Below are 15,773 nucleotides of genomic sequence, written 5' to 3' on the forward strand. Positions count from 1 at the left end.
CGTTCGTGTTCGCATCCGGGTTCGGATCGGACCGGATCGTCGGTTTCGATGCCGACCTGGCCGGTGGCCAGGATGTCATGGACCTGACGGGCCTCGGGATCACGGGGGCCAGCTTCGCCAGCGAGGTTTCGATCATTCAGGCCGGTGCCAACACCACCGTCGTGATCGGCGTCGACACGATCCTGCTCCTCGGCGTCAACGCCACCACCGTCACGCAGACCGACTTCCACCTGGCGTGACACGATCCGCTTCCTCGCGCTCCTCGGCGCGAGGAAGCTCGAATCGGCAGCATTGATGAATTTATCACGAAACGTCCGCTTCAGGGACGCGGCCAGGGGAGAACGCCCGGAGGGGGAGGATTTAGCCGACCATTCGGGATGTCGTCGCCCCTGCATGCTCACAACAAGTAACACAAAATTAGACTGGGATATCTTTCCGAAAACCTTCCCCTCATCAAAGCGTCAGCCGAGTATATACAGTGGGCTACCTCGTGAAACCGGGGCGAATTGAGCGATAGGTGGGGACAGACCAGCTTCGCTGGCACTGATTCATCAGATCCAGGCCTCGGCGAACCCTCAGTCTCTAAGAGTCCGTCCGATAAGTCACACTGCTCGACCTAACCTTCGAACGAGGATCATGACTGCGGCGGCGTAAAGGAAGGCCTGGGCCGAGGCGAGGGTCGCCTCCGGGTCCTTCCAAAGGCGGCGGTTGCGGCTGATCCAGCCGAAGAAGCGTTCCACCACCCATCGGCGCGGATGCACGGCGAAGCCGACCTGATCCTTGGGTTTGCGCACGATGTCGACGGTGATGCTCGTGGCGGTCGCGGGCCTATCGCCGGCATAGCCCGCATCGGCAAAGGCCTTGGTGATGAACGGGAAAGTCCGCCGCGATAGGCGCAACACCGGTCCGGCCCCATCCCGATCTTGTACGTCCGCAGCCTGCGGATCGAGGACGAGCGCCCGCCCGTCCGTATCGACCAGGGCCTGACGTTTGCGGCCCTTGATCTTCTTTCCAGCGTCGTAGCCGCGCGGGCCGCCGCTCTCGGTGGTCTTGACGCTCTGGCTGTCAAGCACCGCAGCCGTCGGCGAAGCCTCTCGACCGACCCGCTCACGGTCGGCCATGACGAGGTGATGGTTGATCCGGCCAAACAGGCCCGCGTCCCGCCAGCGGCTGAAGTAGCCGAACGTTGTGCGGCGCGGAGGCAGGTCCTTCGGGATCATCCGCCACGCGATGCCGCCGCGCAGCCCGTAGAAGATCGCGTTCCAGATCTCGCGCATCGTCCAGACAGGCGGACGACCGCACGAGGCCGGCACCGGCAGCAGCGGCGCGATCACGGCCCACTCGCTATCCGTTAGGTCGGTTTCGTAGCGCAGGCCGGCGCGGCTATGCTGCCGGCGAGTGGTCGGGGTCCACATGGCACTTCCAAATCAGGCTTCAGCACCCTCTTGGAATCACCGCCATCCTGGCCACTCAACCCCCATCAGGCGTTATCGGACAGGCTCTGAGCCAACGATCTTTACGTCAATCGACAGAGATTTTCCGAGGCGGTGAATTCCACCGCATGCCCTGGGCCGCCATTGTGGTCCCCCTGTTGTGGACGCCTACAGACCGAGAAGAGTCATTTGAGGCTGCCACCTAAGCAGCGCAGAACATCTGCTAACACACAGCTTGAATCCCGGAGCGAAACGGTCGTTATCGGTAAGTCTAAGTGGTAATGGGGATCCGCTGTAACGTTCGCTTGTGTGCGAACGGGACAAAAGGTCTGAATGGCGTAGTTGGTCAGATGTGGACCGATCGCTTCTCGTCCAAAGGCTAAGGTCCGCTCTCTATTCCTACCCCGAGCCGAAGTTGCCGGACGACTAACGAATGACCGCTTACGGGCAGCGTCGATGACGATCCCGACGTCAGACTTGGGCCGCGAGCCATCCGTCCGCTTCCGGGCAGAGAGCTAAAGCCTGCTTCCCACTAGATAGCGAAGTTTAAGGGGGCACCAAAATTCAACGCTCCTCGACCTGGGCGGTGCCCAGCATTCGCTACGAGCGTAGACCCCTGGCGGAGCACATAGAGCGAGCCCCCGCACACAAAACAGGTAGGTGAGATATTTTGTGCCCCCAGCGCGCCCCCGGCGCGTACAGAAAGCATCCGAGGCCATGCCTCAACAAAAAGTATCATTGAATTTATTGAGAAAATTGGTGCCGCAAGTCCGAACCAGCCAATCACCCACTATGACGGGGATGGCGTTCGTCTTTCGTGCCCGGGCGGCTTGAGCGAAGGCGAGATAGTCATGGCAGTTGGGAGCTCTGAGACCTGCGCGTAATAGCGCGGGCTATGCAAATCGCTGGCCTGCGTGAAAGGGAGTGGACGCGCGTGTTCAGCCGCAGGAGGCGACGGCGCGGCCGTCAAAACCTAAGAATTGGTGCGGACGGAGCCTGTTGCGACACGTGAGTCTCACGAAGAGTAGATAATGCGCGAGTTTCGCCCGTCTGGTCAAATGAGAAACCGAATGCGTGGCCATAGGAGACCTAACCGCATAATTCAGCCTAGCAAGGTAATTCTCGTTTAAGCTACAGTAAACTTAAACAAAAATGCGGGGCCGGGCAGCAAAATACCCAGCCCCACATAGCCTAGCCAGCAACAACCAGCAGCATCTGAATTGTAACTAGATCACAAAAAATGATGCAGAATCGATAAAGCTACTGGACATCTTTGCGAAAGCAATCGCGGTTGCAGACCCATTTCCATCTTGATCATAAAGCAATGTCTGTGAAGCCTGATTGTATATAATTCTCACATCAGCATTTGCCGCTACATCACTATTGCCTGCTTGGTAGGCTGACGCCAATAAGGCGCCATCCGAAAGCGTAGTAAATATAGAATTGTTTAGTTGGATGACATCGCCTAAATTTCCATTGAACGCCGATATCGTGTCAACGTTATTAATTCCGAGGGTAGAACTAAATACTATTGTATCGTCATCGGCTCCATACAGATTTGTTAGAAAGATAGCATCTGATCCAGCTCCGCCGTTTATAACATTCGCACCAAAGTTACCATATATAATATTTGACAATGAATTACCGGTACCATTTATTGCGCCTTCTCCAGTAAGCGTTAGATTTTCAACTTGAGAGCCGCCTAGACTAAACGTCGCGGATGACCGCACTTCGTCTATTCCACCATTTATTTCTTCGGCTATCCTATCGCCGATGTTATCTGCATAATAAGTATCGTTACCGCCGAGACCAATCATTTGGTCTGCGCCTTCGCGACCGTCGATAACGTTTTGTCCACCGTTTCCCGTAACGACATTGGCAAGTGCATTGCCGAACACGCTTCCGCCGAAGCTATTTTCTTGACTTAGCGAGGTCAGAGTTCCGTTCTCAACATTTTCATACCGATTAAGGTCAAAAGCAAAATTAGCGAGTATCGTATCAATGCCTTGACTCTTTCCTTCGACTACTTGATCCCCATAAATTGTGCCGAGCGCTTCGGGATCGTCAGGGTTGCTTTCATTAATTGTATTATTGACGACGTATGTGTCATCGCCGATGCCACCAATAAGGATGTCATAACCGCGCCCGCCATCCAACCGGTCGTTGCCCGCGTCTCCCGCAAATGTCTGTCTACCGGCTGTGCCAACGAATCGGTCATCCCCTAGGCCGCCATATACCGAACCAACGATTGTTCCTCCTTCTCGAGCGTCATAAACGTCGTTACCACCGCCCATTGCGACATCGCCGATCATGACGCCGCTGTTTACAATCCTATCTGCTGCCGAATTGGTATCGCCACCATAGAAGCTGAACAATTCTGCTTCGATGCGTCCCGTATTCCTGAGTACAAGCCCCTCAGTATCTCCGCCAGTCAGTGAGTGGGCAACGCCGTAACTATTGGCGTATATCTCGCCATCGTTGATAATGGTCGATTTGAATTTTGTTGACACTCCCGACATGAGAACGCCATAGAGGTCGCCTTGAATTTCTCCCTCTACATCCACAATGCTGTTGTAGCCATTTACTGCAACTCCCGCGCTGTTTATGCCGACTACGGCGGCGCCCGAATATATAATGACCCGGTTATCGTGGTCAGTTGATCTGTTGTCACCTAACCGAACGCCATTAATATCACCAATTATAAAGCCTCCGATTAGAGCATCATGCTCACTTCCGAGACCTTTAATACCGTCGTCATCGCTTGACGTGATATTGACGTCTCCATAGACGTAGACATCAGTAAGGCCAGTGCTTGAAGTAGTGAGCTCAACCCCCGCAGCCCCAGCTGCAGTCGCTTCAACGTCGGAACGTACGTACCTCGTGCCCATCGCCGTTTGATCCCTTTTGCTCGGCTACTATGATTAGCCGCTGCCGACAGCCTACATTGGATAACGGGCAAAATGCGAGAGTTACAGTCAGTCGAAAACTGAAAAGAATGGTTTGGACGGATTTTAAACCCGTCTGTTGCTACCGTACCTCAGCGTTGTGCTGCATCGGCTTAGCTTGTTGGCCCCATAGATTGCAGGTCGCTATAATTTACAACTGAAGCGTCTCCGTCTGTGGGTTCGCCCATTCCTTCGTCGGGCGGTCCAACTTCCGGAGGCGTCATTTCTTCCATCAGCGTCGTGAGCATGTCGCCGAGCTGCTGAAGCGTTGATTTCATAGAGCGATGCGCGGATCTTCGAGGCGAGCGGACGGAGCGGCACCGGCGACAGGGTCGGTAGGACGTGCGGCCTCGGACCTGCGCACCTCGTGGTCGAGCTGCGCCTACTCCACCTCAGCTTGAAGCTTTTGGTGCTCCAACTGAAGCTTGGCGACATCGAGCTCGTGTTGTGCTTTCGCAAGCTGAGCCTAGCGTTCCTGCGCCTGCACGGCGGCCTGCTCTCGCGGCGAGGGCGGCATCGCAGCGGGCGGCGGCGAGATGGCGATCAAGACGACGTTCCTGGTGCAGACCTTCACCATCAAGCGGAAGCGCCTCGTTCCTGGCGACCGCGAGCTCGCGCCGACGGAATTCGGGGCAATGAAGAAAGCCGAGGCGATGGCCGGCCGCATGCCGGGAACCGCCGCGATCAAGGTTATGGCCGACGACGAGACGGGCGAGCTTGAGAGCGTGGCGATCCTCGGCCAGTTCGGCGAGATCCCGGACGACTTTGCCGAAAGCCTTGAGGCGGCGTGAACGCGAAAAAGCCCGGCGCGCCGTGACGGCGGCCGGGCTAAGCGCGTAGGATCCGCGTTCGACCTATAAAGGGGGCAAACGTTGGCAAGGGACGATTTCAGCAGAACCACCATCGATCGGATGGCGAAGCGCGCGGGAATGAAATGCTCTCGGCCAGAGTGCAGAGTGCCGACTTCAGGTCCTGATGGAGGTGATGGAGTAACCAATACGGGTGTGGCCGCTCACATAGCAGCGGCGTCACCTGGTGGTCCTCGCTATGACGAGACAATGACCAGCGAAACGCGAAGCAGTATTAGCAATGGTATTTGGCTTTGTCAGTCTGACGCAAAGCTGATCGATGATGATGAAATTACTTATACGTCCGCCATCTTACGCGATTGGAAAGAGATCGCGGAACACATGGCAGCGTTGGAATCCCGAGGCTATTCGGTTCGGCGGGCTGCACCGTTTGATACTTTGGGGAAAAAGGCTCCCATATTAATTGCCGAGATGCGGGAGGACCTAACAAAAGGTCCACTAGTTAGAGAGTTCATTATCATACCTAAAGGAGTTTCTTTCAATTATGGACCTACACCACTATTCACTTATTATTATCAGGATCATGAATACATACTATCTATAATGACAATTATGGAACATGTGGGAGCAATTTACGACTCCCGAGTAAACGACGTTCCACGATACAAATTTACCGAAGAGTTCGTTTCATACTTAATTGGCGAAGAATAACTCGCTCTTCCTGGCGCAGCGCAGACGTAACTGCGATGTACTAAAGCGAAAACCCGCCACGGCGTGAGCCGGGCGGGTATGGGCGATTATACAGGGGTGTGGATAGCGGGGACGGCTACCTCGGCGGCCGTCCGTGGAGCACCGCTTCGAGCAGCTCGGAGCGCGTCGCGCGCATCTCCTCCCGGACCGAGGACACCATGCCGTCGATCCGGCCTTCGAGCCGGGTGATGACGTCGCCGGTCACGTATTTCTGCGCGACTTCGACCTTGAAGGCATTCAGGGCGTCGCCCTGACGTTCGACGTTGAGCTTCACCGAGGCGAGGTCGAGCACCAGCGGGCTGACAGCCTCCTTCTCTCGGGTCTTGAGCTTGCCAGCGATCCAGTCGACCGCCTTCAGCAGTCCAACCACGAAGGCTGCGAACGCGAAAAGGGTAGCCCACGTGATGGGGCCGCCCGAGAGGAACGAGGTGTCCATGATGCAAGCCCCCACGGGCGCGGTGGCGCGCCGGTTTTCCGGTCGCGCAGGATCAATGACCCTCCCCCTCCTCAGGGTAGGGGTGCTACTTCGAGAAGACCTTGCGGACGGCCCCGGCTATGCCGGCGACCCCGATCACCGCCATGACGATCGACCATTCCATCTGATCATAGGGCGTCGGCAGCTTCGCCACGCGCCAGTTGAACAGGAAGGTCGAGTCGAGGACGATCGCGCCGAAGTGGATCATGCAGAGCCCGAACGCCGTCGGGATCATCCAGGCGGTCCATGGTGAGAGATGCTGCGCAGCGCGCTCGGCCGCGATTACCTTCCGCTCCTCGACATAGGCGGCGAGCTGCGCCTGTCCGACCGAGACGTCGGCGGCGACGTTCTGGCCATTGACCAGGACCGCACTGTCCGACCGCTTGTTGAGGTAGCCGAACAAGCCGTCGGCGAGGCCCGGCAGACCGAGCAGCAGCTTGGCGAGGAAGCCCCACATCAGCGCGGATCTCCGGCAGGCGGCGCCTTCGCGGCGGCGAGGGTGCGCAGGTAGGGCGCGAGCACCAGGCGGCCGACCGCCAGTCCGAGTCCGACGCGCGCGGCGACCGCCGGCGGCAGGTAGGCGGCGAAGTCGACGACGCCGAGACCATCGAGGATCTCGGGCAGCGCCAGGACGAGGGCGGCGAGGTAGACCCGCCAGCCCTTCAGCTTGGACAGCCAGGCGCGGACGCGCGTTCGGAACCGGCGACGGGGCATCAGGTAGCCTTTCGCGAGAGAGCGGCGTGCAGCCAGGCCCAGAAACCGAGCGGGGCGGGAGCGGGCGCTGCGGTTGCAGGATTGACCGGTTTCGTTGCGGAAACGGGCGGTTTAGTTGACGCAACGGGCTGTTTCGTTGCCCCGGAAGCCATTCCGGTTGACACAACGTCGAGAACCGGCGCCTCACCGCGCACCCGGCTCGGCCGCTTCACCGAGTAGGGCGTGCGGAACTGGTCGTACTCGGCCTGCCGGCGCGGGACGATCACCGCCGGCTTGTTCCACATCAGGATGGCTTCGGCCGCGCCGGCATAGTCGCGGGCGTTGAGGCGGCGCACGACTGTCGACTTCGCGAAGGACGGCGCCCCGATGTTGAAGCAGAGCGACACGAGGGCGTCGAACTGGTGGTCGGCGAGCGGCACCTTCACCGCGGACGAGACCGGGCCCGCATACTGAGCGACGCCTTTCGCGAACAGCGCATCGCTCTGCGCCTTCGTGATCTTCAGCCCGGGCGTCACCTTGATGAGGCCCGAGGCCGACGTGATGCCGACGCTGATCGTCCAGACGCCGACCGAATCCCTGTACGCGGTCAGCCGTTCGCCTTCGCGCGCCAGAAGGGCCGCGCGTCCGATGGGGGACATATCCATGATGAGGGTGCCTCCGGGCACAAAAAAACCGCCCAGAAGGCGGCGAAGCGGTTGCGCGGCGACCGGCCGGCTCGGGAGGGCTTGAGGCCGCCGGCCTCGCAGTCATTCGGCGTCGACGTTGCACGCGAGGGTCGTGTCGTCAGCGCACTATCGCGGCAGAAGAAAGCCCGGTAACGAGTTCGTTATGCTGAGCATGGTAATGGATCGGCGATCGTTAGCCGCCAGCGTACGTTTGAGAATTATCCAGAGCAGTTTTCGGAGGCAAAATGAGCCAAGAAAGCGTTAATCTCGTTCAGTACGATGGTGCCCGCGCATCCGTTACTGTCGACGGAAAGAAAAAGTCTGTCGGTGGCTCATTCTACCGCGGCGAGACAATGAATTTTTCGCCATTAAAGAAGGATCTGTCGGCGAGCGATGGTCTTCGAAAATACCTTGCTCATGGTTGGATGCCGAAAGAGCCATTCATAGATGGCGAGACGAACATCGTTGCCTTCGGTAGCTGCTTTGCAGCAAACATTAGCAACTATCTGAACAATATTGGCTACAACGTCGCAACGAAAAAAGACAACCTCGCCTACATCTCGAAGTTCGGCGACGGCATCGTCAACACCTATGCCCTGCTTCAGCAGTTTGAGTGGGCGTGGAAGAACAAGACCCCGCAGACCGATCTCTGGCACGGCTACAAGGCTGCCGAGTTCGGCTATGATGAGGCGGTTCGGCTTAAGACGAAAGAAATCTTCGATGTAGCGGACGTTTTCATCATCACGCTTGGGCTGTCTGAGGTTTGGTACGACGAGCCTACAGGCGAGGTTTTCTGGCGTGCCGTGCCCGCCAAGATGTACGACCCTTCGAGGCACAAGTTCCGCGTTGCCGAGTATGATGAGAGCATTGAGAACCTTCGTAAGATTTATGCCATCATCCGAGAGCACCGCCCCGAGTCGAGCATCATCTTCACGCTTTCTCCCATTGCACTAGCTGCCACTTTCCGAGACCAAAGCTGCATCACGTCGAACGCGACGTCGAAGGCCATCCTAAGGGCTGCAATTGACCGCCTTTACCGCGAGAAGTCGCCGGCAGACCCCAAGCTATTCTATTTTCCCTCGTATGAAATCGTTCTGGAATGCTACCGGAACCAGTTCGGTCACGACCGGCGTCACGTCTACCCCCATGTTCTGAATTTGAACATGAAGGCATTCGAGCGGTTTTACTGCAAATCTGGCGTGACCGACGAAGACATCGACCAGACCTATGCTGAGTCTGTCATGATCGACGAAAGGCTTGGTTATGAGAATACCGCAGACATTAAGGCCGAATTAGCTGAGCTTAGGATAGAGGATTTCTCTCGCGGCGCTCAAAAGAACAAGACAATCGATATGCTGACGGACAAGGCAGAACCGGGTGCAAGTGCAAGCGATCCCCTTGCGGAAAAACGATCCGCGATCCGTCTTGACCGCATCAAAGCAAGAAAAGACGAGATACGTGAGCAGCGCCGTATCGCTAAGCTGGAAAGCCGCTCTCAGTCTAGTTTGGCAATGAAGATTTGAGCTATATTCATTTGACGGCCCCCTCGCAGCGGTTCCGCGAGAGTGGTTATGCCTACGCCCCGGTGGTCCGGCAGGTCTGATGCCTGCCCGCTACAGGCCTGCATGTTCCTTGACGCACCTGCGAAAGCGGGGTTGCCAGTGCGAAAGTCGCCGGGCAGAGTCCGGCCGCAATCGCGCGCCGCCGAGTCTGAGCGCCCAAACTTCAAAGAGGGAATGACGATATGACCGCGGAAACTGAGGGTACTAAGAGAACACGGATCTATCAGGCGGGCGGGTCATTCTATCGCGGAGATACGCTCAACCTAGCTCCTCGCCGGAAGGATTTAGAGAGCGAAACCGCCATTCCGAACCTGATCCTGAAAGGTTGGATGCCGGAGGCCCCGTTCATCGGGCCGAAGTCCAATATTATTGCGTTCGGTTCCTGCTTTGCCTCCAATATCGGCAAATACATGCAGAACCTCGGCTACGACATTGCCACCGCACGGGAAGGCAAGGCGTACATTCAGATGATCGCCGACGGCTTGGTGAACGTGTTCGCTATCGCCCAACAGTTTGAATGGGCTTGGGAAAACCGAACTCCAACGGTCGAACTGTGGCATGGGTGGAAGGCCGAAGAATTTGGTTACGATGAGGAAGTTCGTTTAGCGACAAAAGAATTGTTCGACAGCGCTGACGTGTTCGTTCTGACGTTCGGGCTTTCCGAAATCTGGTACGACGAGCCTACCGGCGAAACATTCTGGCGCGCTGTTCCAGAAAATAAGTTCGACAAGAGCCGCCACAAGTTTCGGGTAGCGACTTACGCTGAAACAGCCGAGCGCCTGCAGAGGATCTACGATCTGATCCGGAAGCATCGGCCGTCGGCGACCATCATCTACACACTTTCCCCAATTGGCCTTGCCGCCACCTTCCGCGACGTGTCGTGCGTGGCTGCTAACGCCGTATCGAAAGCGCTTCTTCGGGCCGGCATCGACGAAGTGCACCGCACAGCCTCTGATCCAAACTTCTTTTACTTTCCAGCATATGAGATTGTGTTGAATGCGTTCAAGACTCCGTTTGTTGAGGACTTGAGGCACCCACACTTCCACGTCATCGACGCCAACATGAAGGCCTTTGAACGTTATTTCTGCACGACAGGCATGACGGACGCGGATCTGCAAAGAGAGATCAGAGCGGCCCTTGATCTCGATCTCGCCGTAACGCTAGGCGACCGGAAAGATTACCAACACGTTCTTACCGGGCTGAAAGACAGATGGCTGACGATGGGGCGTGCCCCAACAGCTGTATCAAATATGAAAGACAAGCGCACTCGGGCCCAGGAAAAGCACGAAGAGCGTCGGCAGAAAATTCGAGATCAGCGCCGGGAGGCCAAACGAGCACTCGATGCTGGCGAGGCGACCGCCGGATAGCAAGCTTCCTTTTGTCTGCGCCATGTCACGTTCAGTTAGAACGACGTGGTATGGCGCCCCAAACTAACGCCCATCTGGAAATGATTTCTTCGGCTGGGCAGATCCAAGCGCCTGCAGGGATAGACGCCTAGCTCTGTTGGCCGAGTGATAGATGCGCTCTTGTTGGCGAGCAACCGGCTCCGCCCCTTTGGTCAAGCGCATCACCTCTTCGAATGCCGCCTCAGCTTCCAGATAGGCGCCAGAAGCATACAAGGATGAAATATTCCGGGAATGCCAAACCGCCTGCAACGGATAGGCAGCCGCAATCTCAATGATCTTCTGCTGAGCATCCGACGGGCGGCCGAGGTTGATTAGGCACCTGATGTGAAGCGCCATTCTCGGCATGAGCGGGATGGACCTGAGCAGCTTACTATCAGCGATGCGCTCGAGAACGATCTTAGGGCGCTTAGCCAGGGCATAATTTGCCAAGTTATAGGCATACTGCCAGGCGTTTCTGCGGGTTTTATGGACGAGTTTGTTTACGGCCGTGAGATCGTCAGCCAAAACCGCGCTTATGATGTCTTGTGTCTGTTGTGAGCCTCGAAATGCGAATATCGAGTTGTGCCCCGTATACGGAACGGCGACGCGTCGAACGGCCGGGCATGCTTCAGAAATGAGTTCGACGTGACCGACATCTAACGCAAGGCGCGGATCATAGGCGACCCACACCTTCCCCGAGATATCATCGCTTTTTATGAGCTTTCCGCCACGACCTATGAAGTTCTTACGGAACCTGATGTCAAAGCTATTGACGATTTCAGGGTCAATGCTTGCCTGTGGCGCAACGGCAATAACGTGTGTAGCTTTCAATAGGCCGCTAAACCTAAGCGCAGCATACCCTCCCATGCTGTTGCCATAAGTTATAATCTGTGTGTGCGGCTCAATATAAGGCCGCAACAGAACACAAAGGCTTTCCATATCATCTGGATCGTACCAATCGCGTTTGGTTGAAACAATTCCAATGCATGAAATGGAGTTCTTCTCTACGAGCTTTGCTCCCCAATAAGACGATCCGTCGCTTCTCCCCGCATCACCAGCGTCGTTGAACGTGATCAGAAGATAGGGAGTGTCGCCCTGATTGAAGAACGCGCGCAAGGCACCCGCCTCGGCGATACGCTGGGCCACCATATTGATCACGTCCCGGTCGCTTAAGTCAGGGTCGCGCGACCGTACGCAAGCATTGCCGTGAGTTCAACCGCACGGCAAAATTTCCATCGCCCGGATCAAATTTTACGATCGTCGAAGAATAAAGGGAATGCTTCGGCCTGAATTCGCAAGACTAGACCGTCAGATAGTCTACGTACCCACGGATCGTGAAAGGCTGACCGATCGGGAGGGCGGTGATCGGAACCGGCGCGACCGTCCCATTCGTCACCAGCGCCTGGATATTGATCTTCGTGGAGCTGAGCGGGACCGCAGGCTGTATTTGCGTCGCAACCCTCGTGTTGATCGTCGGCCATGTGATGGCGGAGATCGCGGTGATTTGCCCGCCGCCGAGGGTTGACCGCCCATTCGATGTGTCGAGCAGCCCCTGGATCTCAATCGCGCCGGACGTTCCGGACGCGGTCGTGTAGGTTGGCGTCACCGTCATGGCGAACTCGGCGTGGACGCGCTTGCCTTGCTTGTTGATGAAGCCGGAGACCGACGTCACCGCAACGGATAGGTCGCCTGGGACCGCGCACGAGAGCACCGGCGTCCAATTGAACTCTTCGCCGCCGAGCTTGAGCTTAGGGATGCCGTTTGCCCCCATCTCATAGTCAGCCGGGTTGAGGAACCTCGAAATGAACGGGTGGGTGCCGCCGATCAGGGTCTCGCCCAGGCCGTTTTGGCTCCAATCCCCACCCATACGGGAAACCTGCCCCGTGAAAGGCGCCCTTTTGACCAAGGCATAGCTCTGCCTGGGGCTGCCGGGGCTTATGGCAAAATCGGCCTGGTCACCGAGATAGCAGCCCTCCAGATCGACATTGGCCGCGCCGCTGCGCAGATGGATCGCGCAGCCGTTCTGCAGGACGCTGTCGGGGTTCGAGCTGAACCCCGTGTTTGACTGGATCGCGGTGCCGATGAAGCGGATGCGAGCCGTGGGGTTCCCACCGTCCAGCTCGACGCCGACAGCAGACTTGTGGATCGAGCCACCGATCCAGCGAAGGGAGAAGTCGAGGCTCTGGATTTTGACACCGATGCCCTGACCCGCCGACGCGCTGCAATCGACCATGGCGATGACGGTGGCGCTGACGGACTTGAAATACCAACCGGCGACGCCCGCGATGCCGCTAATGGCTTTGGTGAAGTTCAGATGGCCATTCTGCCCACCGACCTCGCTTGTAGCATCGAAGAGGTAGCCATAGACGTGGCCGCCCATGCGGATCTGCTCGATGTAGGCCGCGCCCATACGAGGGCCGAACTCCATCCCGTTGGCAGTGAACTGGGCCGGGTCGGACACCTGCGTATAGATGTCCATATCCAGAACCATCGCCTCGGCGACTTTGTAGTCTGCGTTGGTGATGTTCATTCCCCACCGGATGCCGAATTCGGTGTGGCCTTCGATGGAGCCGTGAAGGATCTTGGGCCCGTTCGAGGAGATGATGTCGTAGCCGCCTTTGACCTGCAGCATACGGATCTTCTCGAAATGGACGCGCGGTCCATTCACGACGCAGCCGACCCGGCAGGCGAGGGTGAGGTTGTTCTTGCCGCGCAGGGTTAGGTCGCGGAGAGCGCGGATGCCGGTCCCCGTGAAGTTGAAGATGTACGGCTGATTTTCGTCGCGCGCGTCGATCACACAGGATTGCTGGCAAGCGCGGATGACGACACCCGCCTTGTTGCATTCGATCGGGCCGCACCTCCAGATTCCGGCGGGGATGATGATTTCGCCGCCATAGATCGGCACCGCCGCAATGGCGGCTGTGAGCGCTGCGGTGATATCGGCCCCGTTCGCCGCCGGCCCCATCCATCGACGGAGAGACACGATCTCTGCGGCCAAACTCCCTAGGCCAACCGGTTGCGTACCGATGTCCGGCAAGAACGCAATCGAAGGCAGTAGCTGACCGACAAGCTCCGGCGATGCTTTCGTGGCCAGGGCATCAGCGATCGCGCCGGAAGCAACGAGCTCGGCCTCCGTCTTGTTCGGCAGCTTGTCGACGGCCAGAAGAACCCGCGCGTCGGCGACGGGGATGTCATCCAGCCCGTCACCCGCGTTGCCCTTGATCGTTCTGGCCGGCGCCTGGACGAGGTCTTCGTTGGCGACGACACCGAGGTCGATCATGCGCCATGACGGCGGCGAGGCCACGTAGATGACCCGGACAAGACGTCCGGCCTTCAGGTAGCCCGCCGGGAGGTCGATCCCGTCGCGATTGAGGAGTTGAAGCGCCCCGTGGCCATCGACGGACAGGCTCGGCGGGCCGCTGTTGCCCCTGTGAGCGACGAAGGACAGCGACAGGCCCGCACGCAGATCCGTCAGTCCCGAGAAGGTCCGAACCACATAGGCGTTGGGTCCGCCGGTCGAGGTGATCGCGCCGCTCTGGTCGTCGGCGAGCTTTCGGACGCTCGCCATGGCACCGCGGAGCGATCGTGGGAATTGACGCGCCGACGCGCCATCGTTTGCGACGATCGTGGGATCGGCAACCGCGTTCGCTTCCGGGTCTCGCGACCAGTCGTTCACGCCCATTGGGGTATCTCCAGATGTGCAGAGGTCGCCCCTGTCGAGGCGAGCGATGAGGGCGAGGAGCCGGTCAGGTCTTGATGGCGAAGGCGACGACGGCGCCCGGAGGCATGTTCGCGTGCGCGGCACCGGAGCCGGTGTCGTTGAGGCTCAGCGCGTGCGTGTGATCCGCAGCCGCCGTGATCGTGTGGGCGTGGTTCGGGGCGTCTGGGATGGTGTGGGTGTGCCCGCCGGCGCTATCGGTCGTGAACCCGTGCTGGTGATCGCCGCCCGCGTTGATGGTCACCGAGTGGGTGTGAGACCCGCCCGCGTCGGTGTTCCCGTTTGCACCCGGGCTGCCGACTGCGATGGTGGCGAAGACGTCGTTGCCGCCGGCCAGGACAGCTGTCGAGAATTTGACGTTGTGAGAGTGCGATCCCGCTTCGGCCGCGGAGCCGGTGTGCGAGTGCGAGCCGCCGGCGACAGTCGTGCCGGAATGCGTGTGGTTACCGACTGAGCCGGTCGAGCCCCCGTGGTCATGAGATCCACCCGACCCGGTCGAGCCTCCATGACTGTGCCCGCCGGCCTCCGCAGCGGTACCGGTATGGGAGTGCTTGGGCATCTGTGCGGTCGTGAGCGTAACTGCCTGGACACCGCCCGAGCTGCCAAGCGAGCCGTCGATACCGGCCGCCCCGCCCACTCCTGTCAGGACGTTCGCTGCCGTGCCGCCGAGGTTGTCGGCTCCGAACATCGCCCGGCCGCGCAGGTCGGGAATGTTGAAGGTGGTCGAGCCGTTGCCGTTGCCCCAGGTCGTGCCGATAACCGCGAACAACGCGGAATAGTCCGCCCGCGAGACTGCGCGCCCATCGCAGGGGAGCCATCCCGGCTCTACTCCAGCGTCGGCTTGGGCGACGATCCGGCCGGGGCGCTCGATCGCAGGCGACGTGACGAAATAGGCGCCTTCGGAGGGGATGTAGGACACCGCGTAGACGGTGTCGGGAGCGATGTCGCCGGGCCCGACCGGGCGTCCCCTTGCGCGCAGGAGCGGCTTGGCGGGCAACCCGTCGAGGGAGAGGGAAGCCGGGGTCTGGTTCGCCGAGGCAACACGGAACCGCAGGGTATGAGGCCGTGCAACGGACGCAGCCAGGAAACCTTGTGCGGTCGAGACATTGTAGACGTCGCCGGCCCCGCGGCTCGCACCGAGGGAGCCGACGTTATCGTCCCGCCAGTTCGCCAGCGCGGCCATCGTGGCACGCATCGAGTCGTTGACGGTTTTGGCAGGTTGCCCCTCCACCCAGAGGATGGGCGGCGCTGCCATGTCGTTCGACGCGGCATCGGTCGAGAAGTCGATGAGACCGACCATGGCATTCCCCGAAGGCA

Annotated in this window: 14 protein-coding genes; 5 read left to right on the forward strand and 9 right to left on the reverse strand. The window is 58.8% G+C overall.

The window, feature by feature from the left end; genetic code table 11:
- A partial coding sequence (locus RQI43_RS07875) for a hypothetical protein (RefSeq protein ID WP_311274779.1) occupies positions 1 to 239 on the forward strand: 239 nt, incomplete at its 5' end.
- Positions 240 to 602: 363 nt separating this feature from the next.
- Here the strand turns inward: RQI43_RS07875 and RQI43_RS07880 are convergent.
- Together RQI43_RS07880 and RQI43_RS07885 are read right to left on the reverse strand one after the other, a co-directional pair.
- The gene (locus RQI43_RS07880) at positions 603 to 1,415 is read right to left on the reverse strand and encodes an IS5 family transposase (RefSeq protein ID WP_311274780.1); all 813 of its coding nucleotides are present in this window, start codon (positions 1,413 to 1,415) and stop codon (positions 603 to 605) included.
- A gap of 1,244 nt (positions 1,416 to 2,659) precedes the next feature.
- Positions 2,660 to 4,321, reverse strand: a complete 1,662-nt coding sequence (locus RQI43_RS07885; RefSeq protein ID WP_311274781.1) for a calcium-binding protein — start codon at positions 4,319 to 4,321, stop codon at positions 2,660 to 2,662.
- A 593-nt stretch (positions 4,322 to 4,914) separates the two neighbouring features.
- On the opposite strand from RQI43_RS07885, the gene RQI43_RS07890 reads away from it, so the two are divergent.
- On the forward strand, positions 4,915 to 5,169 hold the full coding sequence (locus RQI43_RS07890) for a hypothetical protein (RefSeq protein WP_311274782.1): 255 nt from the start codon (positions 4,915 to 4,917) through the stop codon (positions 5,167 to 5,169).
- A 165-nt stretch (positions 5,170 to 5,334) separates the two neighbouring features.
- Entirely contained in the window at positions 5,335 to 5,898 is a 564-nt protein-coding gene (locus RQI43_RS07895; protein ID WP_311274783.1) for a hypothetical protein, read from the forward strand.
- Positions 5,899 to 6,013: 115 nt separating this feature from the next.
- On the opposite strand, the gene RQI43_RS07900 is transcribed toward RQI43_RS07895, so the two are convergent.
- The 4 genes from RQI43_RS07900 to RQI43_RS07915 all read right to left on the reverse strand — a co-directional run bounded on the left by RQI43_RS07900 (position 6,014) and on the right by RQI43_RS07915 (position 7,770).
- Entirely contained in the window at positions 6,014 to 6,373 is a 360-nt protein-coding gene (locus RQI43_RS07900) for a hypothetical protein (protein ID WP_311274784.1), read from the reverse strand.
- A gap of 85 nt (positions 6,374 to 6,458) precedes the next feature.
- Positions 6,459 to 6,869, reverse strand: coding sequence for a hypothetical protein (locus tag RQI43_RS07905; protein WP_311274785.1), 411 nt, complete (start codon positions 6,867 to 6,869; stop codon positions 6,459 to 6,461).
- Positions 6,869 to 7,126 carry a hypothetical protein gene (locus RQI43_RS07910; RefSeq protein ID WP_056428909.1) on the reverse strand — a complete coding sequence of 86 codons (258 nt, stop codon included), beginning with the start codon at positions 7,124 to 7,126 and terminating at the stop codon, positions 6,869 to 6,871. The genes RQI43_RS07905 and RQI43_RS07910 overlap by 1 nt, the downstream gene beginning before the upstream one ends.
- Positions 7,126 to 7,770, reverse strand: coding sequence for a lysozyme (locus tag RQI43_RS07915; RefSeq protein WP_311274786.1), 645 nt, complete (start codon positions 7,768 to 7,770; stop codon positions 7,126 to 7,128). The genes RQI43_RS07910 and RQI43_RS07915 overlap by 1 nt, the downstream gene beginning before the upstream one ends.
- Positions 7,771 to 8,036: 266 nt before the next feature.
- Between RQI43_RS07915 and RQI43_RS07920 the strand changes: the two genes are divergently transcribed.
- Both RQI43_RS07920 and RQI43_RS07925 read left to right on the forward strand, forming a co-directional pair.
- The gene (locus RQI43_RS07920; protein ID WP_311274787.1) at positions 8,037 to 9,314 is read left to right on the forward strand and encodes a GSCFA domain-containing protein; all 1,278 of its coding nucleotides are present in this window, start codon (positions 8,037 to 8,039) and stop codon (positions 9,312 to 9,314) included.
- A gap of 221 nt (positions 9,315 to 9,535) precedes the next feature.
- Positions 9,536 to 10,720, forward strand: coding sequence for a GSCFA domain-containing protein (locus RQI43_RS07925; RefSeq protein WP_311274788.1), 1,185 nt, complete (start codon positions 9,536 to 9,538; stop codon positions 10,718 to 10,720).
- Positions 10,721 to 10,783: 63 nt separating this feature from the next.
- Here RQI43_RS07925 and RQI43_RS07930 read toward each other — a convergent pair whose 3' ends face one another.
- The 3 genes from RQI43_RS07930 to RQI43_RS07940 all read right to left on the reverse strand — a co-directional run bounded on the left by RQI43_RS07930 (position 10,784) and on the right by RQI43_RS07940 (position 15,756).
- On the reverse strand, positions 10,784 to 11,896 hold the full coding sequence (locus RQI43_RS07930; RefSeq protein ID WP_311274789.1) for a hypothetical protein: 1,113 nt from the start codon (positions 11,894 to 11,896) through the stop codon (positions 10,784 to 10,786).
- 142 nt (positions 11,897 to 12,038) lie between these two features.
- On the reverse strand, positions 12,039 to 14,420 hold the full coding sequence (locus RQI43_RS07935; protein WP_311274790.1) for a hypothetical protein: 2,382 nt from the start codon (positions 14,418 to 14,420) through the stop codon (positions 12,039 to 12,041).
- Positions 14,421 to 14,484: 64 nt separating this feature from the next.
- Positions 14,485 to 15,756: a tail fiber protein gene (locus RQI43_RS07940; protein WP_311274791.1), complete on the reverse strand. Its 1,272-nt coding sequence runs from the start codon at positions 15,754 to 15,756 to the stop codon at positions 14,485 to 14,487.
- Positions 15,757 to 15,773 lie beyond the last annotated feature (17 nt).

The organism is Methylobacterium sp. WCS2018Hpa-22 (assembly GCF_031843785.1).
GTDB lineage: Bacteria > Pseudomonadota > Alphaproteobacteria > Rhizobiales > Beijerinckiaceae > Methylobacterium.

Coding starts and splice junctions, on each gene's coding strand:
- RQI43_RS07880 (WP_311274780.1), bottom strand. CDS start 1,415: ATGTGGACCCCGACCACTCGCCGGCAGCATAGCCGCGCCGGCCTGCGC.
- RQI43_RS07885 (WP_311274781.1), bottom strand. CDS start 4,321: ATGGGCACGAGGTACGTACGTTCCGACGTTGAAGCGACTGCAGCTGGG.
- RQI43_RS07890 (WP_311274782.1), top strand. CDS start 4,915: ATGGCGATCAAGACGACGTTCCTGGTGCAGACCTTCACCATCAAGCGG.
- RQI43_RS07900 (WP_311274784.1), bottom strand. CDS start 6,373: ATGGACACCTCGTTCCTCTCGGGCGGCCCCATCACGTGGGCTACCCTT.
- RQI43_RS07905 (WP_311274785.1), bottom strand. CDS start 6,869: ATGTGGGGCTTCCTCGCCAAGCTGCTGCTCGGTCTGCCGGGCCTCGCC.
- RQI43_RS07910 (WP_056428909.1), bottom strand. CDS start 7,126: ATGCCCCGTCGCCGGTTCCGAACGCGCGTCCGCGCCTGGCTGTCCAAG.
- RQI43_RS07915 (WP_311274786.1), bottom strand. CDS start 7,770: ATGGATATGTCCCCCATCGGACGCGCGGCCCTTCTGGCGCGCGAAGGC.
- RQI43_RS07920 (WP_311274787.1), top strand. CDS start 8,037: ATGAGCCAAGAAAGCGTTAATCTCGTTCAGTACGATGGTGCCCGCGCA.
- RQI43_RS07925 (WP_311274788.1), top strand. CDS start 9,536: ATGACCGCGGAAACTGAGGGTACTAAGAGAACACGGATCTATCAGGCG.
- RQI43_RS07935 (WP_311274790.1), bottom strand. CDS start 14,420: ATGGGCGTGAACGACTGGTCGCGAGACCCGGAAGCGAACGCGGTTGCC.
- RQI43_RS07940 (WP_311274791.1), bottom strand. CDS start 15,756: ATGGTCGGTCTCATCGACTTCTCGACCGATGCCGCGTCGAACGACATG.